Source organism: Corallococcus exercitus, assembly GCF_042231735.1.
GTDB lineage: Bacteria > Myxococcota > Myxococcia > Myxococcales > Myxococcaceae > Corallococcus > Corallococcus exercitus_B.
Genome location: NZ_CP102577.1, coordinates 4294532 through 4317317, shown reverse-complemented (window position 1 = coordinate 4317317; position 22786 = coordinate 4294532). Strand labels below are relative to the sequence as shown.

Genomic DNA, 22786 nt, shown 5'->3' with positions numbered 1-22786 from the left:
TGGAGGGCTTCCGGTTTCCCCGCGCGCGTGACGCCGTGCGAGCGGCGAGAAGAAGGGCCATGAACCGGTGGCTCCTGTGGGGTTGTGTCCTGGTGGCGGGCTGTGGCGCCCGCGAGGCGAACGTGCGGCGCGACGCGCTGCCCACGACGGTCGCGGCACCCGAAGGCACGGTCGTCTTCGAAGGCAGCTGTGACGCGTCTGGCGCGGTAGAGCTGGGCCAGGGGCTGTTCGTCGTGGCGGACGACGAGGACAACATCCTGCGCGTCTACGATTCACGGAAGGGCGGCCGTCCGCTGCGCACGGTGGACCTGTCGCCGTCGCTGGAATTGCCGGTGAAGAAGAAGCCGCCGGAGACGGACATCGAAGCGGGCTCGCGCCTGGGCAACCTGGCCTTCTGGCTCACGTCGCATGGCCGCAACAGCTCCGGCAAGAAGCAGCCCGCGCGCCTGCGCTTCTTCGCCACGGGCGTGGAAGACCCTGAGCACGTCCAGCTCGTCGGGCAGCCGTACACGCAGCTGTTGGAGGACCTGCTCGCGGACCCGCGGCTTGCGCCGTACGGGCTCACGCAGGCGGAGCCGCTGCCGCCCAAGGAGCCCGGTGGGCTCAACATCGAGGGCATGACGGCGATGCTGGACGCGCCCGGGATGCTCATTGGCTTCCGGAGCCCGCTGACAGAAGGCAAGGCGCTGGTGGTGCCGCTCCTGAACCCGGAGGCGGTGGTGCGCGACGGTGCGTCCGCGCGCTTCGGGCCGCCCCGGCTGCTGGACCTGGGAGGGCTGGGCATCCGCTCGCTGTCGTCGTGGCGGGGCCGCTACCTCATCATGGCGGGGGCCACGGCCTCCGAGGCGAAGTCGCGGCTGTTCACCTGGAAGGGCGGGGACGACGCGCCGGCGGCGGTGACGTCGGTGGACCTGTCGGGCGTGAACCCGGAGGCGTTCTTCACGCCGGACACGTCCGACGACATCCTGCTGCTCAGCGACGACGGCACCGTGCAGGTGGACGGCGTGGAGTGCAAGCGCCAGAAGGATCCGGCGCTCAAGCGCTTCCGCGGCGTGTGGACGGCGTTGCCGCGGAGCCCCTGAGCGCCGGAACGGGCGCGGACCTCAGCGCTCCATGAACTGCGCCGCCGGGACGACCTGGATGGCGTCCGGGCGCACCGGGAGCTTCTGCTGGATGATGATTTCATCCAGCTTGAGCAGCTCCGGCGGCTTGGGCGACGCGTAGGTGATGGGCGACGGCGCGCCGGACTTCAGCTTCTGCGCCAGCCCCTGCGCGTCCTCCGTGACGAACACGAGCGCCAGCTTCTCTGGCGCCAGCTGCCGCTTCACGGCGGCCTGCACGGACTGCGGCGTCATCGTCGTCAGCGCGGCGCGGTAGGCCTCCAGGAAGTCCGGCGTGCCGTAGTAGAGCGAGTCGATGGCGTAGCCCAGCCGGCGCTGGTCGGTCTGCTCCCACAGGCGCGTGTAGCCCTGGAGGAAGCCGCGCATCAGGTCGAAGCGCTCCTGGGTGAGCGGCTCCTTCGACATCCGCTCCAGGAAGTACACCGCGCCGCGCGTGGCGAACACGCCGTTGGCGGGCACCACGGGGCGCAGCCAGATGGACACGTCCTGCTGGGTGCGCACCAGGTTGGTGCGGTTGAACGTGCCGTTGCCCCGGTCCTCGATGAAGTGCTCGACGTAGGCGTAGTCGCCGTAGTTGAGGCCGCGCTGCTCGCGCAGCTCGTTGAAGAGCACGCCGATGAACTGGCGGTGCTCGCCCAGGTTCGACAGCGCGAACGCCACCGGGAAGAAGTCCGGGTCCCCCCGGCGCATGGGCGTGACGAAGCCCATGCTCACGGCGGTGGAGAGCGTGGGCTTCTGGAGGATGAGCGTGCGCCCCGCGGAGGACTTCACGGTGGGAAGCTCCACCCGGGGCGCCCCCTTGGCGGGCAGCGCGGAGAGGCGCGAGGTCATGGTCTGCTGGAGGTTCGCGTCCACCGGCCCCGCGAGCCCGATGACCAGCCGGTCCTGGGTGAAGACGCGGCGCGCGTGCGCCTTCACGTCCTCCAGCGTGAGGGACTGGAGCCCCTGCACGGTGCCGCCGGTGAAGTGGGCGTACGGGTGCCCCGCGTAGAGCAGCGCGTCCAGGCCCACCTTGCCCAGCGTCTCGTCGTCCTCGCTGCGCAGGCCGTTGCGCACGGCATTGAGCGCGTTGGCGCGCAGGCGCTCGAACTCCGCGGGGTCGAAGCGCGGCTGCAGCAGCGTGTCCGTGAAGAGCAGCAGGAACGCGGGCAGGAAGTCCTGGTGGACGCGGCCGGAGAGGGTGGTCATCTCCTTGTCGGTGACGACCTTGAGCTCGGCGGCCATCGGATAGAGCGCTTCCAGCAGCTGCGCGGCGGTGAGCTGCTTCGTGCCGCCCTCCGCCATCAGCTTCGCGGTGAGGGCGGTGAGGCCCTCCTTGCCCTTCGGGTCGTCGATGGAGCCCGTGTGGAAGACGAGCCGCAGGCTGACGATGGGCGTGTCCCCCCGGGCCTGCACCACGAGGTGCAGCGGCGGCGGCTGCTTCAGCGGCACCGCGGGCACGTCGCCCGGCTCGGGCTGCGGCGGCGTGGGTTCCCCGGGCGGGTTCTGCGGCGGGGTTTCGGGAGGCGGCTTGTGGTGGGCGCAGCCGGCGAGGGACAGCGCGGCGGCCAGGACGAGCGACACGGTGGCGCGGGTCTTCATCACGGCGTCCCTCCGGCGGCGACGGCCTTGGGGGTGAGGGTGAGGACGGTGAGGTTGGTGTCCTGGAGGTACTTCCTCGCGAACAGGGTGATCTGCTGGGGCGTCACGCTGCCCAGCTGCTTCAGGTAGCTGGCGAGCGCGTCGGGGCGGCCCATCACGCCCGCGTACAGCGCCAGGTCGATGGCCACGTCGCGCGGCGTCTCCAGGTCCATCAAGAGGCCGTAGCGCAGGTGGTCCTGGATGGCCTTCAAGCGCGCGGCGTCCACCGGGGCGCCCGCCACGGCCTTCACCTCGCGGCGCAGCACGGCGTCCACGGCGGCGCGGTGCTGCTCGTCCTGCAAGGTGGCGTCGATGGGGAAGAGGTACGGGTCGCGGTGGGGCGTGGTGTAGACGTTGAGCGACTCCACGTACTGCTTCTCCAGCACCAGCTCCTTGTACGCGGGGCTGGTGTCGCCCACGAGGTACTCGGCGAGGATGGTCTGGATGGCGGCGTCGGGCGTGTCCGCGCGGGCGGCGGGCGTGTGCCACGCGAGCACGTGACGGGGCTGGGTGGGCTGCGGCCAGTCCACGTGGACGGAGCGCGCCTTCGTCTGCTCGGGCTCGGTGGGGATGATGACGCTGGTGGGCTGGCGCTGCCATCCGCCGTACGCCTGGGTCACCTGGGCGAGCACCTGCGCGTCGTTGAAGTCACCGACGATGAAGAGGGTGGTGTTGGCGGGCGTGTACCAGCGCTCGAAGAACGAGCGGCTGTAGGCATACGCCTTGGGCATCGCCTGGATGTCCTCGTAGAAGCCGAGCGTGGTGTGTTGATACGTGTGGCGCTTGAATGCTGTCTTCGCCAGCTCCTCTTCCAGCTTGAGGTCCGGGCCCGCGGCGTTCTTGTGGTACTCGCCCAGGACGGCGAGCGCCTCCGTCTGGAAGGCCGGCTCGGAGTACTCCAGGTTCTGGAAGCGGTCGGCCTCCAGCGCGATGAGCTTCTCCAGGCCGGCGGTGGGGCCGTACACCTGGTACACGGTGATGTCGTCGGTGGTGAACGCGTTGTCGTCGAAGCCGTAGCCGCCGAGGATGCGCTCGCGCTGGCCCTCCGGGTTCGCCTTCGTCCCCTTGAACATCATGTGTTCGAAGAAGTGGGCGAAGCCGGTGCGGCCAGGCTCCACCTCGTTGCGCGAACCCACGCGCACGGCGGTGACGTACGCGACGATGCCGGGCGAGTTGAACGGCACGCGCACCACGGTGAGCCCGTTGGGCAGGCGCGTGGTGTTCAGCGTGTAGGGGAAGAAGCGGGAGGCGTCTGGAGGCGGCTCGGCGGACGCCGGGAGCACCGGCATCAGGAGCAGCAGCAGGAGGGGCAACAGGCGGCGCATGCGCGGACCCTTTCGGTGCCAGGGGAACGCGCGACGTTACGCCGGAGGTAGGCCGGGTGGGGGCGGCTTTCTGGAGGCGCATGTCACCTGCGCACCAGAGCGGGGCCTCACACGGTGATGACAATCTTCCCGAAGTGGCCGCCGGACTCCATATACCGGAGGGCCTCGCGGGCCTGGGCAAAGGGGAAGACGCGGTCGATGACGGGCCGCGTCTTCTGGGGCGTCATGGCCTTGAGCATGTCCTCGAACATCTCGCGGCTGCCCACGTAGGTGCTGATGACGCGCAGGTGTTTGCTGCTGGTGACGCTGGTGTCCGGCTTGCCGGGAGCGCCGGTGAGCAGCCCGATGAGCGCGATGTGGCCGCCCTCCTTGGTGGCCGCGACGGAGCGGGGCAGCGTGCCCGCGCCGCCCACCTCCAGCACGTGGTCCACGCCCTGGCCGCCGGTGAGCGTGAGGACGGCCCGCTCCCAGTCCGGTGTCTGGCGGTAGTTGATGAGCCCCTCCGCGCCCAGCCCCTTCGCGCGCTGGAGCTTGTCGTCCTGGCTGGAGGTGATGATGACGCGGGCGCCGAGGAGGCGGGCGAACTGGAGCGCGAAGATGGACACGCCGCCGGTGCCCTGCGCGAGCACGGTCTGCCCGGCCTTGAGGCCGCCCTGGGGGACGAGCGCGTTCCAGGCGGTGACGGCGGCGCAGGGGAGGGTGGCGCCCTCTTCATAGGAGAGCCAGTCCGGCAGGAGGGCGAGCCCCTCGGCGTCCAGGCAGACGTACTCGGAGAGCACGCCGGGGATGCTGCCGCCGAGCGCATAGGCGGTCCGCTCCGGGGTGCGCTCGCCGTCGGTCCAGACCTGGAAGAAGGTGGGGGCCACGCGGTCGCCGGGCTTCACGCGGGTGACGCCGGGGCCCACGGCGACGACCTGGCCGGCGCCGTCGGAGCAGGGGATGAGGGGGAGTTGGAGGCCGGGGTAGGTGCCGCGGGTGATGATGAGGTCGCGATAGTTGAGGGAGACGGCGTGGATGCGGACGAGCGCCTGGCCGGGGCCCGGTTGGGGCTGGGGCTTCTCCACGAGGGTCCAACTGGAGGAGCCGGTGGTGTGCTGGAGCTCGTACGCCTGCATGGGGGAGTGCCTCCGGGGGCTTGCCCGAGGGGCAAGCAGGGAAGGGGATGTTGCCGGAGCGACCTCCATGCATTCAGGAGGATTGACGGAGGGCGTTCAGCGGTTAATGTAGGTCGAGTGCGGAGCAGTGGTGGCCGCATGAAGTACATCGAACCGGGGGCGACCTGGCTTCGACGGGGGCAATGACGTTCGAGACGCGTGCCGAGCTTGTTGGGTGCTCGTAAAACTTCCGACAACAACACAAAAGCCAACGACAACGTTGAGCTCGCGCTGGCTGCCTAACTAGCAGTCTCTAGTGCGCGGTCCCCCTGCTCTCGGTCCGTGGGGTAGGGATGGGCCGTCATAATGCGGACTGGTCGCCAAGGGTGCCTGGGCCCGAGGTGACGAGATCTTTCCAGGACCGGCATCGGGTATCCCGTCCGTGGGAGCCCCGGTGACGTAGCAAATCGCGGACTACGCACGTAGGGTCGAAGAGCCGACGGCTTTCGGACGAGGGTTCGATTCCCTCCGCCTCCACAGTGAAAGAGCCTGGCAATCCAGTACGGGTTGCCAGGCTTTTTCTTTGGGGCCGACGCAGGGAGATCCGCCGTGAGCAACGTGACGCCGTACGACGAGCTCTGTCCTGTCACCTGTGCGGCTTCCGCCCAGGTGAAGCTGGATGCGCTGCCAGAGGCTGTTCGTGAACGTCTGGAGCGGGCTGTGCAGGTGGATGCCGCAGTGCATGGCTATCCCGTGCCGCATCTGGTGGGGACGGTTGTGCCGCGCCCGCAGATTCCTACCGTCGTGCGCGTGGAGGGTTGCAGTGCCTACTACGTGGTGGACTTCCGCACGAAGGCCCTGGTGATTACGAACGTGGAGTAGATGCCCAACGGTACCCGTGAGTAACTGGGGCTGCTCACAGGCGTCAGTGCTATGCCGTTTCGCCGTAGGCCTCCGCTGCCCTCGCTGCCAACGTAAGTGAGCGCACACCGCCGCCCGAACACGGGAGCGCAGGACGTCTCCGAGCAGGACCTCCAGCAGCCGCACCACGAGCAGCGCTTTCCGGCAGAGCGCAGGCCTCGCGCCGGAGTAGGTCGAGGATGGTTCAGCTGCGGGTGGGTACCCAGCTGCCTGCGGAATTCTTGCATCAAGGTCTGCCTCGCCGGCTCCATCCATCAAGCTGGTTCTGCTCAGTCAAAACTGGCATATTCCAGCTCCTCCTGAATACCAGGAGAGACAATGGAGAAACTGCATGCCCCTGAATCGTGGTTGGACTTTGGCCGTGTCTGCTGGTGTCATGGCGGTGTCGCTCTCGAGCGCTTCTGCAAACTCACTCAGCGACTGCGACCAGCAGTATTATGACTGCATGATGGCTGCGGCCAACGAGGGGGATGAATACTATAAATCGATACTGCAGCAGCGATGCGCGTCAGACTTCGATACCTGCGTGATCAACGCGAATCCTTACTGTGGGGACGGCTATTGCCAGAGTGGAGAGAGCTGTTCCAATTGCGCAAATGACTGCACATTCACCGGTACCACCGACAAGGGCACGGTGAGTCGCAACTGCTCGACGACGCAGGCCGGTCTCCAATACGTTTATGGCCAGGGCATCCAGCAAGGCCCATTTTGCATGTACCCCACCTATCAGCTCTGGGCCGTGACCTGCAGCGTGTACCGTATTACCGAGCACTATAATAGCTGCGGCAACCCGCCCTATACCACCCAGGAGACCTACGAGGGCTCCACGACGACATACAGCAGCATGTACATCGGCGCTCAGCCCGTGTCCGGCGCGTGCCGCTAAGGAAGCTTGGCGTCGGAGTAATTCGTCACGCGCTCGGATGCGCGTGACGAAGCACTGCGCATGTCCACGGGGGCAGTGCATGCGAACACCCGCACAGCCCGGGTGAGTGTCAGCCGCGCGGCTTCCACGAGGATGCCCGCGGCGCTCGTTGGGGATGTCGGGCCCTTTCATGCCGAGGCGATAACTTCCCTGACACAGGGGGGTTGGCCGGCTGGGTGCGTGGGCCGCACCGCCCGTCCTGGGCCGTTTCCGGCTTCCTCCAGCGCTGGATGGTGCGAGGGGCCACCCCGAGCCGCTCGCACACGGCCTCCAGGCGCACGCCCTTCTCCAGCGCCTCGTCGATGAGGGCGAGCCTCATTTCTCGCTCTTTTCGTCCGCTGCGTCGTCCTCGTCTTCCAGGGGCCGCTCGTCCCAGCCCAGCGCCTGGAGTTTTTTTCGAGCACCAGCAGCGCCGCCGTCTCCGCCAGCGCCTTCTCCTTGCGGCGCAGCTCGCGCTCGAGCTCCTTCACCCGTTTCTCCGACGAGGCCAGCCGCCGACGCTGGCTGGCCGTTAGAGCTGCGGAGGAGGCCGTCTGCGCGCCTTGGGAAAGTGCTCCAGCGGCCGCGGCCCGCCACTCCCCCAGCTGCTCTTCATGCAGCCCTTCCCGGCGCAGAAGTGCTCCCAGCGCCTCGCCCTCCAGCCCGTGCGCTTCCGCCAGCACGCGCAGTTTCTCCTCGGGCGTCCACTTCTTCGAACCGGCAGGCTTCTTCTCCTCGGGCGGGGGCGTCATCGCCGCCAACTTATTCGCCTCCCGCAGCCACTGCGACAACGTCGGCTGCGAGACGCCCACCTGGCGCGCCAGCGCCGCGGCACTCACCGCGCCCGGGCCCACCATCCGCTTCACCATCTGAGACTTGAATGCATCCGTGTACGGCACTGCGTCCTGCCTGCTCTCGCCCCCAAGGCGTGGTCATCCCGGCCATTCAGCCGAGGCGACAACTTCCCTGACACAGGGGGTGGCTGCGCTAATCAGGGACAGCCCCTAGGCACATAGATGGGGCAAAATTCCAAAGTCAAACTCCAGGATTTCGAATCAAAGCATCATAGCATTCGCGCAACGAAGGCGAAGGCGGAACGTCTGAAACGGTCGCAAAAATACTGTAGTACCGCTTGAATCGACTACGATCCCGCCGAAGGTCACGATGCCAATCCGGTATGCGTGAAATCACTGAATTAAAAACATGATTATTAACAACCTTGACCGTCTGATAGAGAACGGCGAAGGCCGACTGAAGTTCATCATAGCCGACACTAATCGGCTTTTCCAGGAATGGGCCATGAGCTGAAAGACCAAGCGCAATGGCGTTCTTCGAACCAAGCTTCCCAAACCGATGAACTAGGCAGTGACGTATTTGGCAGACCTTTGAGTATTCATCGAGTGTCGCCTCAAGATCTGGGGGGGTGTGCCCTTTGATGCCAAGGAAGTCCTTAAGGGATTCTGAAATACTGTGCTTTGAGACAAAGGTAGTACCTTCGAAGAGGGCCTCCGGCAGAAGGCTTGGATCTCGATGGTGCATTGCAGCTGCGTAAGCAATCTCGCGGGTGTGGACGCACTTCTGGGCAGCATCATCTATGGTGATAATCCTGCGAATAAGCGTTCGAAAATAGCTTTCGACCGCAGACATATACCCGAGCAGCACAAGGTGTCCAAGTAATGGATCATGGTCGGGCTTTGGCTTGAGCAGCAAGTTAAGCTTTTGAGTTGCGACAAGAAACTCGTCGAGCGCTGATTTTTCAGGATTCGTTGTGGTGAGACTAAATAGTGCGGACGTATTCAATGGGGCGCCGATGGTCTGAACTGAGCAAACATCGAATCGCTTGGCTTTTTTTGCAGACTTCGTTTGTATTTTTGTCTTATTATACGCCTTGCTCGTTGCAGCGGTTGCCGGTGCGATCATGAAAGGAACTCTTCAACCAGAGTGGTAGCTGCGTCGAGTATTTCGGCCGATCGTTTCTTGCCGATCATCCACGCCTTTCGAAGCTCGGATGCTGGATCTTGAAGAGACAGCAAATCGCCTACTGTTTTGATTCCGGTCGCCTCTTGGATTTCCTTCATGTACCAAGAAGGAATCGGGAGTGTGCTCAATGGGAGTTCAAGCATTTGGCGAAAACGAGAGGGCTCGGGTAGCGGGCGTCCACAGTGATGGCAGAACCGTTGTGCCTCGTCTATTCGTGGCGTCTTGCAGCTCGAGCATGGCGCCAGATCAAGTCCTACATTTATATCCTCTTTGCTCAGCAAGCTTTCAAGCGTCCGGCGAACAGGGTGCTTTACTGATTTTCGCTTTATAAAGGCAACTGTGTCTTTTGCGGAGAAACCTCGCCCCTGCGCAAATGCACGCCCATCCATGAGGCGAGCATAGTGCGGAATGTAGCGGTCGTACTCTCGCCCCTCCCCGTGTTGGACCGGCTGAAGTGGATATAGGAGGCCAACCTCTACGAGAAGGCTAATCATTCGTTCATGGGTTGCCGAATGTCGCCCGCGCTGTATTCCAATTACGGTTTGCTTCTCAGCCTCATCACTCAGACTCTGATTCTCGCGAATGATTTGATTCGATATATTATCAAACAAATGAAGACCTGCATTAATCACGGACTTAAACTGAGGGAGCTTAAAAGCCAGGGACTCATACTCGGCGCGCTGGAGCCGCACTTGCTCTTCAACGACTGAGTTTACGTTTTGTTGAACGGTCCGCTTCCTGCCTGCCCCAATGCGATATCCTCTAAGCATTGTAAGCAAAACACGAGGCACGCCAAACGAAAGATACTGAAACAACTCGACTATCTCGGCTGGTACATCCTGAGTCGCGGCACGCTTTGACAGCAATTCCGACATGACGTTGACATACTCAGGCTCCTCGACGCTAAGCCAAGCATTTACATATTCCGCATCATGACGCGCATGAAACCTCGGGCCATACTGCGTGGTTCCCGGGTATACGGAAGCTTTCGGCGCCACGGTGGATGACTTGAGATCCTGAAACACATTGAAAAACTCAATATGATATTCAGGTGTCAACGAGAGCGCTGCATCATCAAGCAAAAGAACCATTCGACTGCGCCCGCAAATACTGCAGGCGACTCGAAGAAGCTCATGAAGTCGAGCAACATTGAGACTTCGCTGCGCGACATCATGCGAAAGCAGGCGATCGCCGTTTTCAATTTCGGCGACATACGCCTCGACTTCGCTTGGCGATATCCCGATTTCGCCTGCAATTGCAGCGCCGAGATCGGACTCACATTCGATACCGAATGCCATTACCCCAAGCACAATCTTTGCGATCACCCAGGACGTAAAAACCTTGAGTGCATCCGGCGCAGTCCTTAGTAGCGGCTCAAGGCGAGCGTAACGAGAAAATGACACATAGACTGCTGCTGGACGGTTCGAATTTCTCGCGCACTCGAGGTAAACAAAACGCATCTGATGCGTTTTGCCGGTCCCTCTTGGGCCTGATAGAAGTTTGGCCCCTCGGCCAATGAGTTTTGCTCGAATCTCCTGGTAGAACGAGCTATCAGCCGTCAGATCGAGCAATTCCGTATCTTTGACGTGATCGGCCCGCTCTTCGCTATCATAAGGCTGGGTCAATTCTGGCATAAGTCAATATCAGCTGGAAGTGGAAACGCTAGAAGGTCTGATTTATTAAGCACTTTGGCGCAGACTCCTCGCGAATGGGCATTCAACCATTCTTTACCGTACGACGATGTTAGCTCCATCCAAATGCGGTCTGTTATCCGTCTGGGACCGCGAATAACGTAGAGACAATCGCTAATGAGCGCAATCCCTGAAGCAACGCGAGCGATCTTGTCACTCAGTTTCCGACCTACTCGCGTAACGATTATGTCGCCTGGTCGCGCATGAGGTTGAAGCAAATCCTCAGTGGAAGGCGCCCAGGCTGGAGGAATGTGGATTCGACCCAATGCAGTTCGCCTAGACATATCCGTCGAATGAAGGATTCGAAAATCCTGATGGCGCGCCGTCGTTGCAGATATTTGTCCACGAAAAAGCTGCACACAGCCAATGCTGTCCAGGCTTTTCCTATTCTCGGACTGTGAATTCTCCAGCCACGAGAAATAGCGATAGTCCATACGAATGGCCGCAGCAGCTGAGTCGATTAAAATCGGCTCGCTGAGTTGCCCGTAGTGATCGGCTCGATAGAGCGGGATATGGCGATGCGAATGCGATGATTTCTCCAACGTAAGGATGAACGTCTTCGCTTCCGTTCCAGAAAAGCTGCGTTCTGGTAGTTCGATGACACTATGTATTCGATGAGCCCCAAGCAGAGACTCCCGCAGTGCGCGATTTTTTGCGCCAGTTATAGTGCCGTCTGGAACAATGATAGCGAGTTGTCCTCCGGCTTTTAGAAAGCGAAGGTTGTGTGCAAGAAAGATGAGATCTGCTGCGATGTCTTGTTTTCTGTGTGAGCTATTTGCCAGTCCAGCGTCCTTAAGAAGACGTCTGAATCCCGGATTCCACGCGGTGTTCCGATACGGAGGATTACAAACGGCTGCGTCGAAACTGCTTGGGCTTATGTGAAGGGGTTTTGGAAACCCAGGAGACAGGACATCTGAGACGACGTGCCGATGCGGACGAAGCGGAGTAGTTGTTTCCCTCAAGCGCTCGTCAATGTCGACAGATGTTAGGCGGGCACTTGACCAGCGGCGACGAACTGCGGCCAGCAGTGAGCCAGCTCCCGATCCCAACTCAAGCACGTCATTCGCAACTGGAATTGTAAATTGCTCGACGAGAAGGTTGCTTACAAGCGTCGAGGTAAAATACTGGTCATGTATCCGCGAGTTGCGAGTCGCGGAGCGTCTAGCGAGATGCAGACTGTGCCTCCTTGCTAGGTCAGCTTACCATGCGAGCGCGCTTGCGCCAGTTGCAAAACGGAGGCCATTTCTGGGATGGGTCCCCCCCCTGTGTCAGGGAAGTTGTCGCCTCGGCTGAATGGCCGGGATGACCGCGCCTTGGGGGCGAGAGCAGGCAGGACGCAGTGCCGTACACGGATGCATTCAAGTCTCAGATGGTGAAGCGGATGGTGGGCCCGGGCGCGGTGAGTGCCGCGGCGCTGGCGCGCCAGGTGGGCGTCTCGCAGCCGACGTTGTCGCAGTGGCTGCGGGAGGCGAATAAGTTGGCGGCGATGACGCCCCCGCCCGAGGAGAAGAAGCCTGCCGGTCCGAAGAAGTGGACGCCCGAGGAGAAACTGCGCGTGCTGGCGGAAGCGCACGGGCTGGAGGGCGAGGCGCTGGGAGCACTTCTGCGCCGGGAAGGGCTGCATGAAGAGCAGCTGGGGGAGTGGCGGGCCGCGGCCGCTGGAGCACTTTCCCAAGGCGCGCAGACGGCCTCCTCCGCAGCTCTAACGGCCAGCCAGCGTCGGCGGCTGGCCTCGTCGGAGAAACGGGTGAAGGAGCTCGAGCGCGAGCTGCGCCGCAAGGAGAAGGCGCTGGCGGAGACGGCGGCGCTGCTGGTGCTCGAAAAAAAACTTCAGGCGCTGGGCTGGGACGAGCGGCCCCTGGAAGACGAGGACGACGCAGCGGACGAGAAGAGCGAGAAATGAGGCTCGCCCTCATCGACGAGGCGCTGGAGAAGGGCGTGCGCCTGGAGGCCGTGTGCGAGCGGCTCGGGGTGGCCCCTCGCACCATCCAGCGCTGGAGGAAGCCGGAAACGGCCCAGGACGGGCGGTGCGGCCCACGCACCCAGCCGGCCAACCGCCTCTCCGAGCTGGAGCGGCGCCGCATCCTGGCGGTGGCCAACAGCGAGGAGTTCCGCGACGCCTCGCCCAAGCAGATTGTCCCCAGGTTGGCCGACCGGGGCGAGTACGTGGCCAGCGAGGCAAGCTTCTACCGGGTGCTGCGCGAAGCAGGGCAGCTGGCCCACCGAGGCCACGCCAAGGCCCCCACGCCCAGGCCCCGGGCCGAGCACACCGCCACCGAGCCGAACGGGGTGTGGAGCTGGGACATCACCTACTTGAAGGGCCCGGTGAAGGGAGCCTTCCTCTACCTGTACCTGGTGGTGGACGTCTTCAGCCGGCGCATCATGGGCTTTGAGGTGCACGAGGAGGAGTCGTCCGAGCATGCAGCGGCCCTCATCCGCCGCTGCTGGCAGCAGGCCGGCTGCCCGGAGGGCCTGGTGCTGCACTCGGACAACGGCGGCCCCATGAAGGGCGCCACGATGCTCGCGACGCTGCAATGGCTGGGCGTCACGCCCTCCTTCAGCCGGCCCCGCGTCTCGGACGACAACGCCTTCTCCGAAGCCCTCTTCCGTACGCTGAAGTACCGCCCCTCTTTCCCGCGGCGCCCCTTCGCGTCCGTCGAGGATGCGCGCTCGTGGGTGACGCGCTTCGTGGCCTGGTACAACACCGAGCACCGCCACTCCGCTATTCGCTTCGTCACGCCCGACGACAGGCACTTCTGCCGCGAGCACGCGCTGCTGGCCCGACGCCGCGAGGTGTACCAACGCGCTCGCGACCGTCACCCCGAGCGCTGGAGCCGAGACACGCGCGACTGGACGCCGATGGGCCCTGTCCGTCTCGGCCCCTCTCCGAACCTCACCCCGGCAGTGCAGGAGATGAAGCGCATCGGCTGAACCCTCTCACGCGACAACTACCTTGACGCTCACCGCCAGAAGGGACGCTGCGGCCGGGGGCGTTCGCCTCAATGGGCCTGGGGGTGGACAATGCGCGCTGACGCCCTCTTGCTGACCCTGGTGCTGCTGGCCACGGGATGCGCCTCCGTGTCGCAAGCGCCTGGGCGTGGCCGAAGCTTGAGCTACGCACCGCGAGAGGCCTCCTCGCCCGCCTGGGTGGAAACCCCGAGCGATGAGTCCCCGCGCGCCCGGAACCTCCTCCCGCGCGCTCTTGCTGGGCCCGAGCAACGGCTCCTGCGCCGCCAGCAGTCGCGTGACGACGTGACCGCCGTGGGAGACAGCGCTGTCGGGGGCGGGGGCCGGAGTAATGCATTGACGCGGCAGGCGGTCCTCGACGCGACGAAAGACGTGAAGGGCTCCTTGCGCAGCGTCGAGGCTGCGTTCAGCAAGCTGGCGGCCCGGCCTCCAGACCCCTGGGGCTGGAGCCTGACCGGCGTCTTCACGCGCTACCTCGACCAGGGCTCCAAGCAGGTGACGTGGCTTCATGGCGCGATTGGGAGCGCCACGGCGTTGACGGAAGCGGCCTCGGAAGTTGGCGACACGGACATGGAACTGGGCCTGCTACGCATGACAGGGCCGAAGCTCCAGGCGGCCCAATTCGGGACGTTCCTCTTGGCCACCTGGGTGGATTTCCTGCACCTCGCGGATGCCGTGCTCCGCAACTGCCCCATGTGCAGCGCCGAGAAGCTCTTCGTGGACCTTCATCGCGTGCAAGGGCTGCTGGAGCCCTCGCTCACGGACCTCGCCTCACTGGACCCGGAGCGAGTGGAGGCGGCGACGACCGCAATGCCCCATCTGATGGGGAAGCTGACGCGTGAGTTCGACACGCTCCATCAAGAAACCCGCGCGACCATGAAACTCGGCGGGCAGATCATCGCGGCGATGCAGGCGGTGGAGATGGTCACGATGATCTCCACGATGAAGATGGCCCTGCCACGCGTGCCGCCCTCGGCCCCTGTGACACTGGGCGTGGGACTGGCGATGAGTTCAGGCGGCGTCATGGTGGGCTCGCGACTGGTGGTCTCCGCCGAGTGGGTGGAGATGATGCGAAGGCTCGTGCAGGCGGGCGTCATCTCCGTGCCTGCCGTCGGCGCGGCCGTCCTCATTCAGGGCGGACAGGTCACGATGACCCAGGCGCACCAGGACTTGCCCAGGGGCGTGCGCGAAGCGCTGGGGGACAGCCCGGAGGTTCGCGGCATGCGGGTGACGGGCAGGGCGGGGGCGGGCATGTCGGATGCGCCCAAGCACCATGTGCTGCCGCAAGAGCACCGCGAATGGTTCGAGAAGCGCGGCTTCAAGGGCGACATGGACATCGACCAGTTCTGCGTCCGGTTGGATCAGGCCCACCACGAGGCGATTCACGGCGGGGGAGACTGGAAGCTGGGGCGCACTTGGCCCGGTGAGTGGAATCGGCTGATCATGGAGGTACTGCGCGACGCCGAAGCCGAGGCTGGACGCAGGTTGACGCGGAATACAGTCCTGAGGATCGTCGGAGAGAACATGAAGATCTACGACATCCCGATGAGTTTCACTAAGGGGAGAAGCCGATGACCGACGGACGTTCATGGCAGGGGAACTGGAAGGCCCGCCTGTATGAGCGCGTCCGCGAACGCGGCTTCGACTCACTCACTGACTTTGCCGAGGCCCACCCTACCGCTTCGCTGGTGACGCTGGCCGAGGAGCTTGGTCGAGAGGACATTGCCGGGGTGCAGGTCTTCAGCGGACTGGTGGCCGAGGCGGAGCGCAGCCATCAGGTCACACGCCTCGTTCGCGGGCAGTTCGTGCGAGAACTGTGCGCATATCTCCCAAATGGCTGGCCGGCCGTGCTGGATGACGACGCGCGGATGGAGGTTGCCCTCGTGTTCAGCCAGTGGTCGGCGTACACCCCAGAAACCCATAAGGGGAGGGTTCGACTGGCTAGGGAGGCACTTCGCGCCAATCCCCCCCCCGCTGGATGGCGTCCGCTCGGCCCTGACGACGAACTTCTCCTGACGCTCCTTCCCGACGAGGACGTCTGACGCGGCGGCCAGTGGAGGACAAGGGCACGCTCATCGTTCTGGCTCCAGTGCGCTTCACGGTGGCCAACCCGGAGCATGTGGAGCTGGCGCGTCGCGCGTGCGAGAGGCTGGCAAGGGCAGGCCTCATGCAGCCTGTTGCGCCTGACCGGCCAAGGCATCGAATCCCCCCGCCTCCACAGTGAAAGAGCCTGGCAGGCCAGTGGGGTTGCCAGGCTTTTCCTCATCGTGCGGATCGCAGAGTTCGGTGTGCGCGTAGATGCCAACCAGGGAGAAAGTCATCCATCGCGAGCTGGACGGCGGTGGCGATGTCGCCACTGAAGAGCGTTGTCCGGCCCTCCTGGAAGGGGAGGGCTGGGAAGACGAACTTCTGGGCCTCTTCGGGAGGCGCATGCGGTGGGCGCGTCGAGCGCTGGAAAAGGGAGCACCCGCTCAATGCAACGAACGACAGAACAAATAGCGACGCGCGTGTCATCGGAAGTCCTCCGGTACAGGCACGATGATGCCATTCACCTTGTCTACGACGCGTCCGACGGAGCCGTTAGTAGGAGCCCCAGCGCGAAGGAAGGGGGCCACTCCATTGCGTTGCAGTTCCCGGGGTCGTTAGCGGAGAGGTGCCATTGATGCGCATGATGCTGGAGCTCACGTTGAGGTTGGACCAGTTCACGGCGATGTTGCGGCAGAAGCGGTCGCGCGCGAGACCTGTGCTGGGGTCGTGCACGCAAGGAGTGGCGTCCCAGACGCGGTCCGCTTGCAGGCGCTGGACGGCGGCGACGATGTTGGAGGGCATCTCTCCGGACTCTCGGACAAAGGGAACGCCATCCACAGGCGTGCCCTTCGACGACAGCAGTTCGAACACCTTGCCGGAGTAGCTCAGCGAGCCAGGCGTGCTGAAGTCCCAGGCACTGGCGCTGAAGGGCGGGGTCTGTCCACAGGCGGCCGGGTTGCCGGGAGCATCGGTGCAGGAACCGCCAAGGTGAAGCACCAGCACGGCTCCTGCCTCCACCGTGTAGCCCTGGGGGAAGGTGAAGGTGAAGTCGGAGTTGGTGAGTTCCTGGAGGGAGATGCCGGTCAGCGTCCCGCCGGTGACGGCCACCAGCTCGATGAGGTCCTGCGGGGCGTCGGGGTTGATCTCGGTGATGCGGAGCGAGGCTTCCGGAGGGGACCCACCGCCATCCAGGGGGCCCGCATCCGAGGCGCCGGCATCCGGGAGCCCAGCGTCCGCAGTGCCTGCGTCGGGAGTGCCGGCGTCCACGCCCGAGTCATCCGGACCTGCATCACGTGTCCCTGCGTCTGGCGAGGAGGCCTGAACGCAGCGTTCTTCCACACAGACGATGTCGGGGCCCCGGGACGCACAGTCACCTGTGTCCGTGCACTCAGGAGAGGAGCAGGCGGAGACGAGCGGGAGCAGGGCAAGGGCTGCGAGTCGCGGGCGAAGCATGGAGAGTACCTGGATGAGCGATTGGGGGGCGGGGCAAGAGCCGCGCACGGAACATAGGAGAAATAGGACGGCTTCTGGTCCGCGTGGCCTCCGATGCGCAATGCCCGCCGTGCGTCAGGCGGAGCGCCGTTCTCCCGAAACGGCCTCGCCCACCTTGAGGTGCGTTCGCAGCCAGTGTGCCAGCGCCTCCGCCTGCTCCTGACGGCTGAATCCGGCGATGTCTTCCTGGCGCACCCCTCCGTCGGCAGAGGAGCGCTCGAGCGTGAGCTGGTAGCGGGTCACCGGTCGCCCCTTGTGCTGGCGCACCTGGGTTTCGACGCGGAGCGACCGCACGTCGCGCCACCGGACGTCGAGCCGTTGCCTCCGTCGGGAGAAGGGCGGCAGGGAGAGGCTTCGTGCCTGGGCGTGGAGGCGCAGGTCGTAGTGCCCGGACTTCAGCCGGGAGCGCGACCACCGCCCGGCGAACACACCGCAGGCGATGATGATCCCCCAGGCCCCCACGCCCACGGGCAGCGGTGCGGTGAGCGCCCCGGTGGCTGCTCCGAGCACGAAGCACCCCAGGGCGGCGCACCCCAAGGCCAGGAACACCCGGGTGCTCGGCCACGGCCCATCGAGCGTCACGCACTCGCTGCCGTCCTCCCGGAAGAAGGTGGACAGGAGCGGCGGCTGCGGTTTCCAGCTTTGCACCACCATGGTGCCCAGCCAGAGTGCCACCAGGTTGAAGGGCATCAGGATCATGAGCAGGAACAGCTCCAGGCTCATCAGTCCCGGCTGCAACACCGCCTCCGAGGGCTGACCGGGCCGGTAATGCACGGGGACGCTCGCCCCGAGGGGGTAGCGCGCCACCGCATCCTCCGCGTACCTGGGATCGTCCGAGCGGAACGAGGCGAAGCGGTACTTGCTGCCCTCGTAGGGCTGCCCGTCGACGGAGTAGGTGTAGGCCAGCTTCGGTGCGTACTTGATGCCCTTCGAGCGCACCATCTCCACCTCGCTCCGGGTGATGGTGCCCTGCACGGTGGGCCAGCTCTCCGCCTGCACCTGACGGACCATGTCGGAGCAGACCAGGACGTCAATGGCCACCGTCATCGCCGTCCATGGCAACAGGAACACGAGCAAACCGAGGGACGCGCCCACGCGAGAAGACATGGCCCCAGTCTACAGGGATGCTCCGGAGTGAACGAGGCAGGCCCCGGGCACTCACCCAGACGCCCACGGGGTGAGTGGCCCGTGGGCTACCGCTTCATTGCTAGGAACTGGGGACGTCGATGCTATCTCCGAGCTTGCAGTATGAGGCGCTGCCCTGTTCGGGAGCCTCGGTAATGCCTGCGTTCTTCAGCTTGACGCGCAAGTTCGGCCAGGTCTCGTCGCTCGAGATGTTTTGGTATTCGGCGGGGACATAGCGCGTGAGGCCTGAATCCCTCTCGTCTCGGTTGCCCTGCCACGCCGGGCCTCCGCCTGCGACCACTCCGCCATAAACAGCCCAGCGCTTCGCGGCCGAGACTCTTTCTTCCTGCATGGCGATCATCATGAGTGCGTCGGCCTGGTCTCTTGTGCAGCGCTGAGTCCAGTAGAGATAGTCGTGCACGATCGCCGCGCGGCTGTATTGGTCGTGCGGTGACAGCCCTATGGTCCAAAGTGCGCGGGGGATGCTTGCGTAGTCGTGAACGAACCCCTTGGGGACGGTAATGGTTTCGCTTGAGCCGCCAATCTTCCAGACGACGGGCTCAAGAAGCATCCAGTGCTTGTTGCCATCAAAGGCCTTGACCGCGGGGGAATTGATTCGTCCGCAAGCGCTGACCAGGAGTGCGAGACACAGGGTAAAGACAACTCTGGGCATGGGAAGTCACCTCCAGGTTCCGATTCTGGCATCTTCTGAAGAGTGGGCCAACGTGTGAGCCGCATCAGGGCGATGCGACCTCGCAGGTCCGCTGGAAGCTTCTGCCTCCGTCGAGAGCCGAGCCAGGCGCTCCGAGTTCGACGCCGTCAGCCGTCACGCCGCGCCACCGTGCAGCGCGATGCACAGGTGCGCAGCCCTTGCGCGCGGCCTCTTGCACACCAGGACGGCCGTCCTTCCCACGAGGGACGGTATCCTCCGCTGGCACATGGGTTGCTGTCTGCCCACAGAGGTCGCGGACGTTCGAAAGGGTCGTGCATGGTTGAGCTCGTCGTGCTGGTGCTGTTGTGCATCGTCCTCCTGGGGCCCGTGCTCTTCGTGTGGGGGCTCGTCGACATGCGGAAGGGCTCCGGGACCCGCGGGGGCATCCTGACGATCCTGGGCGCCACGACGATGGGGCTCGTTTTCTGGGCCTACAACGCGATCAGCCACATGAACTTCTCGAAGGGCCGTGTGCTGCGTCTCAAGGGCCGTGCTCGCGTGGCCCGTCGCACCCTGGGGGACGGCTGGGCGGATGACGCCGCTCCTCGACTGGAGGGGCTCACGCCCTGGCAGCGGACCGTGCTGGGGGAGGCCTGGATGTACTCCGCGGGCATGGAGCACGCGTCGATTCCGGCCTTCGCGAAGCTGTCGCTCAAGCTCTCCGCCCTGGGCGCGCCCTCGGAGCTGCTGGAGGCGTGTCACCTGGCGGCCCTGGACGAGGTCCGCCATGCCCGGCGGTGCTTCGCGCTCGCGCGGGCCTACTCGGGGCTGCCGTGGAGCGCGGGCGCGATTCCGGAGCTGGGCCAGGGCCACCCCCCACGCCCCAGCTCGGGCGATGGCGACGAGTGGTCCCGGCTGGTGCGTGGCTCGTTGCTGGATGGATGCCTGGGGGAAGGGCTGGCCGCCAGCGTTGCCGCTGAAGCGTCACGGCGGGCCAGCGACCCCGTCGTGCGGGAGACCCTGGCGGTCATCGCCGAGGATGAGGAACGGCATGCGGAGCTGGGTTGGGACGTGCTGGCCTTCGCGCTGGAGCGGGGCGGCGGCAAAGCCAGACAGGCGCTGCATCTGGCATTGGACGCGCTGGACACACAACGAACGCCCACGCTCCCCAACATCCCGGGCGTCGACGAGGGCTTCCTGGCGCGCAACGGCGTGTTGCCCCAGGCGGAGCTGGGGCGGCTGATGGAGGACTGCCTTCAACAGACGCGGGCTCGGGCCTCGGCGTGGGTGGAGCCGGCGGCGCGGACTCAGCGTCCGCGCGTCATGATGCCGCCCTGCTCCAGCAGCCCGAACATCTCCAGCAGCGCGTCCACGGGAAAGACATAGCCGTACTCGGAATAGGCCGCGTCGCGGATGTCCGCCACGGAGCGCTTGCCGTCGGCGTAGCTCGCGACCGCATCCTCCAGTTGGTAGAAGCGCAGCTCGCTCTCTCCCTGCTCCCGCAGGGCCCGGGCCGCGGCGGTCATGGCGGCCCTCACCGCTTCGACCCGGGCCTGGGCCCCCGGGTCCGCACGGAACTCCAGCTCGTCGAACGAAGCGAGCTCCTTGCCCTTCACGCGACGCGGAACGAAGGCCCTCGCCCGGCGCTCGGCTTCGCTGGGAGTCGGCTCCTTCAGGGACACCCCGCGCACCTTGCCCTCCGCTTCCAGGCGCTTCAGGGCCTGGGACTCGGCGGTCTCCAGGGCCTTGACCATTGCCTTCACGGGCTCGGCGGGCGCGCCCAGGGCCAGGCAGGAGCGCAGGGCGTCCTTCTCGCGCTGGTAGCCGGCGCGCACCCCGGCGCGGGCCAGACGGGCGAAGGCGGGCAGCTGCGCGGCGGGCGTCCCGGCCAGGTCGCGGCGGGCCCGGAACTCGTCCTCCGCCACGCGCCTCACGCCGTGCACCGCCACCAGGCGCGCAAGCTCCAGGGCGCCCGTGCCTTCGGCCCACGCGGCGACGGTGATGGTGGCCAGGCCCGCGAAGGCGGTGCGATGCAGCTGGGTGGGGTCCACGTTCTCCGGCCGGTCGCCGCTGGTGTGGTAGCCGTCGTCGGGCCACGTGGAGAAGGCGACGCCGGGGATGCCGTGGTCGTTGAAGAGCTGGTGATCCGAGCCCCGGCTGTAGCGCTCCATGTGGGCATCCAGCGGGTCCTGTGAACCCGTCACCGAGCCGATGCGGAAGTCCTTCCTCGGGGGATAGGCCACCCCGTTGAAGCGGTTCATGAAGGCCACCGTGGACTCGGACACGGCGTTCACGAAGCTGCCATTCCAGTCCGGGGTGTAGGAGAGCAGGAAGCGCGAGTGGGCGCGGGTCAGGCTGGCGCCGAGCATGTCGAAGTTGAAGTGCGCCACCCGCCGCACCGGATCCGCGCCGTGGTGGGCGAACCACTCGCGGGTACCCTCGAACTCCGGCAGCCACAGCACGCGCAGGGTGCGCACCGGCGGCGGCAGCACGCCCCGGCGGATGAGCGTGGTGTACGTGCGCACCAGCTCCAGCAGTGTGGCGGCTCCGGAGGCGTTGTCATTGGCGCCGGGCTTGTAGTGGTCCAGGTGGCCGGTGAGGACGATCTCCTCCCCCGCGAGCGTTCCGGGGATGACGCCACTGACGATGCTGAGGTGTCCCGTGGGCTCCTGCGTGGCGACGCTCACGTCCACCTTCACCGGGCCCTCCCGCAGCTGGAAGCGCAGCTCCTGCGCCTGTCGCTCCGACACCATGAACAGGAAGGGCATCCGCATTCCCTGGGGGATGAGGCGCCGGGGGACGGCGGCCCAGCCCACCTGATCCGGGAAGTCGCCGTCCATGCGGTGGGCTTCGTTCCAGGACGGCGTCGAGTAGGACGAGACCACGCCCACGGCGCCACGCTTCACCACGGCGTTGAGCAGCGTGACCGCGAGGTGGCCCCGGCTGAGCACCACCTTGCCCTTCACGTCCTTGCCCGCGTAGTCGGCGTCCTGGAGGCCCATGCCCACGTCGACCAGCTCCAGGTCCGTGCCCTCGAAGCTGCCACTGCCGGGCGCCAGGGCCATGGGCAGGTCGGCGTGGGACGTCACCCGGTACCGGTGGGGGCCGGCCACCCACAGCTCGCCGCGCGTGGCCCGCCACTGGGGGCCGTCCTTCATCGCCTCCAGGTGGACGTCCTGGAGCCCCGCGGCCTCGGCGGCGGCCTTCGTCCAGGCGGCCGCCTCCGCGTAGCCCTCCAGGCTGTCCCGGGCGAGGAGCGACAGCCGCTGGACGCCGTCATGGATGCGGTCGCCCGAGCTCTCCTGGATGAGGGCGCGCACGACGTCGTCCCGGAGCACCAGTCCGGTGGTGGACGAGATGGGCCCCAGCGGGGACGTGGGGACCTGGGCGGAGGCGCTGAGCGCGGCGAGCACCGCGAGGAGGGCGACGGGCAACGGGCAGAGGAGCATGGCTGGCTTGGGAGAATAGCGCCCGCGGGCGCGGGGATGCCGTGCCGATTCGCGCGGCGATGCCTAGGTTGCCGCCATGCCTGTGATCTTCTTTTCCAACAAGCTGGGCTGTGCGGGCAGCATCCTTGCCTCCGTGGCGCTGAGCGCGCTGCTCTACTTCCTGTTCATGAGGGGCTGATCAACACCTCTTGCCTTTCCCCCGGCCTGGCCCCTTCGCTGTAGCGCGAACCGCCACACTTCCGGCTGCCTTTGTGGCGGATTCCGCCACAGGTTGGCTTGCCATGGAATGCCGTTCATTTCGGGATTCGTATGGCAATGCAATGGCATGGGTTGTGAAGACAGTCCTTTCGCTCCCCAGATGGAGTCAGGCCCTCGAACCCCCAACCCCGGGCCCGCTGAAAGGAACAGCAGACAAGAT

19 protein-coding genes, 1 other RNA gene and 1 pseudogene are annotated in these 22786 nt (G+C 65.3%); 9 read left to right on the top strand and 12 right to left on the bottom strand.

Going from position 1 to position 22786, the window contains the following annotated elements:
* Positions 1 to 59 precede the first annotated feature (59 nt).
* Positions 60 to 1082: a DUF3616 domain-containing protein gene (locus tag NR792_RS16655; protein WP_375761013.1), complete on the top strand. Its 1023-nt coding sequence runs from the start codon at positions 60 to 62 to the stop codon at positions 1080 to 1082.
* 21 nt (positions 1083 to 1103) lie between these two features.
* Here the strand turns inward: NR792_RS16655 and NR792_RS16650 are convergent, their stop codons facing one another.
* From NR792_RS16650 to NR792_RS16640, 3 genes are all read right to left on the bottom strand, one after another.
* Positions 1104 to 2702: a M16 family metallopeptidase gene (locus NR792_RS16650; RefSeq protein ID WP_375761637.1), complete on the bottom strand. Its 1599-nt coding sequence runs from the start codon at positions 2700 to 2702 to the stop codon at positions 1104 to 1106.
* Positions 2702 to 4066 carry a M16 family metallopeptidase gene (locus NR792_RS16645; protein ID WP_375761012.1) on the bottom strand — a complete coding sequence of 455 codons (1365 nt, stop codon included), beginning with the start codon at positions 4064 to 4066 and terminating at the stop codon, positions 2702 to 2704. The genes NR792_RS16650 and NR792_RS16645 overlap by 1 nt, the downstream gene beginning before the upstream one ends.
* A 107-nt stretch (positions 4067 to 4173) precedes the next feature.
* On the bottom strand, positions 4174 to 5181 hold the full coding sequence (locus tag NR792_RS16640; RefSeq protein ID WP_375761011.1) for an NAD(P)-dependent alcohol dehydrogenase: 1008 nt from the start codon (positions 5179 to 5181) through the stop codon (positions 4174 to 4176).
* Positions 5182 to 5336: 155 nt separating this feature from the next.
* On the opposite strand from NR792_RS16640, the gene ssrA reads away from it, so the two are divergent.
* The 3 genes from ssrA to NR792_RS16625 all read left to right on the top strand — a co-directional run bounded on the left by ssrA (position 5337) and on the right by NR792_RS16625 (position 6967).
* Positions 5337 to 5700, top strand: a transfer-messenger RNA (tmRNA) gene (ssrA, locus tag NR792_RS16635).
* A gap of 69 nt (positions 5701 to 5769) precedes the next feature.
* The gene (locus tag NR792_RS16630; protein WP_375761010.1) at positions 5770 to 6042 is read left to right on the top strand and encodes a hypothetical protein; all 273 of its coding nucleotides are present in this window, start codon (positions 5770 to 5772) and stop codon (positions 6040 to 6042) included.
* A 751-nt stretch (positions 6043 to 6793) separates the two neighbouring features.
* Complete coding sequence (locus NR792_RS16625) at positions 6794 to 6967, top strand: hypothetical protein (RefSeq protein ID WP_375761009.1); 174 nt, start codon at positions 6794 to 6796, stop codon at positions 6965 to 6967.
* Positions 6968 to 7076: 109 nt separating this feature from the next.
* On the opposite strand, the gene NR792_RS16620 is transcribed toward NR792_RS16625, so the two are convergent.
* The 5 genes and pseudogenes from NR792_RS16620 to NR792_RS16600 all read right to left on the bottom strand — a co-directional run bounded on the left by NR792_RS16620 (position 7077) and on the right by NR792_RS16600 (position 11792).
* Positions 7077 to 7325, bottom strand: coding sequence for a helix-turn-helix domain-containing protein (locus NR792_RS16620; protein ID WP_375761008.1), 249 nt, complete (start codon positions 7323 to 7325; stop codon positions 7077 to 7079).
* Between the two features lie 139 nt (positions 7326 to 7464).
* Positions 7465 to 7884: pseudogene (locus tag NR792_RS16615) on the bottom strand (transposase); the annotation flags it as partial.
* A gap of 136 nt (positions 7885 to 8020) precedes the next feature.
* Positions 8021 to 8905, bottom strand: a complete 885-nt coding sequence (locus NR792_RS16610) for a hypothetical protein (protein ID WP_375761007.1) — start codon at positions 8903 to 8905, stop codon at positions 8021 to 8023.
* Positions 8902 to 10599 carry a hypothetical protein gene (locus tag NR792_RS16605; protein ID WP_375761006.1) on the bottom strand — a complete coding sequence of 566 codons (1698 nt, stop codon included), beginning with the start codon at positions 10597 to 10599 and terminating at the stop codon, positions 8902 to 8904. Before NR792_RS16605 ends, NR792_RS16610 begins: the two co-directional genes overlap by 4 nt.
* On the bottom strand, positions 10587 to 11792 hold the full coding sequence (locus NR792_RS16600; RefSeq protein ID WP_375761636.1) for an N-6 DNA methylase: 1206 nt from the start codon (positions 11790 to 11792) through the stop codon (positions 10587 to 10589). Before NR792_RS16600 ends, NR792_RS16605 begins: the two co-directional genes overlap by 13 nt.
* A gap of 203 nt (positions 11793 to 11995) precedes the next feature.
* Between NR792_RS16600 and NR792_RS16595 the strand changes: the two genes are divergently transcribed.
* The 4 genes from NR792_RS16595 to NR792_RS16580 all read left to right on the top strand — a co-directional run bounded on the left by NR792_RS16595 (position 11996) and on the right by NR792_RS16580 (position 15847).
* Positions 11996 to 13587, top strand: a protein-coding gene (locus NR792_RS16595) for an IS3 family transposase (RefSeq protein ID WP_375756402.1) whose coding sequence is annotated in 2 segments (ribosomal slippage) — positions 11996 to 12484 and positions 12487 to 13587 — 1590 coding nt in all. Because the reading frame shifts where the segments join, the coding sequence is not laid out codon by codon here.
* A gap of 90 nt (positions 13588 to 13677) precedes the next feature.
* Positions 13678 to 15198, top strand: coding sequence for a DUF2380 domain-containing protein (locus tag NR792_RS16590; RefSeq protein ID WP_375761005.1), 1521 nt, complete (start codon positions 13678 to 13680; stop codon positions 15196 to 15198).
* Complete coding sequence (locus tag NR792_RS16585) at positions 15195 to 15665, top strand: NUDIX hydrolase (protein ID WP_375761004.1); 471 nt, start codon at positions 15195 to 15197, stop codon at positions 15663 to 15665. The genes NR792_RS16590 and NR792_RS16585 overlap by 4 nt, the downstream gene beginning before the upstream one ends.
* Before the next feature lie 11 nt (positions 15666 to 15676).
* Positions 15677 to 15847, top strand: a complete 171-nt coding sequence (locus tag NR792_RS16580; RefSeq protein WP_375761003.1) for an Imm52 family immunity protein — start codon at positions 15677 to 15679, stop codon at positions 15845 to 15847.
* A gap of 356 nt (positions 15848 to 16203) precedes the next feature.
* Here the strand turns inward: NR792_RS16580 and NR792_RS16575 are convergent, their stop codons facing one another.
* The 3 genes from NR792_RS16575 to NR792_RS16565 form a co-directional block, all read right to left on the bottom strand.
* Positions 16204 to 16917 carry a hypothetical protein gene (locus NR792_RS16575; protein WP_375761002.1) on the bottom strand — a complete coding sequence of 238 codons (714 nt, stop codon included), beginning with the start codon at positions 16915 to 16917 and terminating at the stop codon, positions 16204 to 16206.
* A 300-nt stretch (positions 16918 to 17217) separates the two neighbouring features.
* The gene (locus NR792_RS16570) at positions 17218 to 18249 is read right to left on the bottom strand and encodes a DUF3592 domain-containing protein (RefSeq protein WP_375761001.1); all 1032 of its coding nucleotides are present in this window, start codon (positions 18247 to 18249) and stop codon (positions 17218 to 17220) included.
* A 100-nt stretch (positions 18250 to 18349) separates the two neighbouring features.
* On the bottom strand, positions 18350 to 18940 hold the full coding sequence (locus tag NR792_RS16565) for a DUF1353 domain-containing protein (RefSeq protein ID WP_375761000.1): 591 nt from the start codon (positions 18938 to 18940) through the stop codon (positions 18350 to 18352).
* A gap of 315 nt (positions 18941 to 19255) precedes the next feature.
* On the opposite strand from NR792_RS16565, the gene NR792_RS16560 reads away from it, so the two are divergent.
* Positions 19256 to 20305, top strand: a complete 1050-nt coding sequence (locus tag NR792_RS16560) for a ferritin-like domain-containing protein (protein WP_375760999.1) — start codon at positions 19256 to 19258, stop codon at positions 20303 to 20305.
* On the opposite strand, the gene NR792_RS16555 is transcribed toward NR792_RS16560, so the two are convergent.
* Positions 20227 to 22353 (bottom strand): M28 family peptidase, encoded by a 2127-nt coding sequence (locus NR792_RS16555; RefSeq protein ID WP_375760998.1) that lies wholly within the window; start codon positions 22351 to 22353, stop codon positions 20227 to 20229. The genes NR792_RS16560 and NR792_RS16555 overlap by 79 nt on opposite strands.
* Between the last annotated feature and the right edge of the window lie 433 nt (positions 22354 to 22786).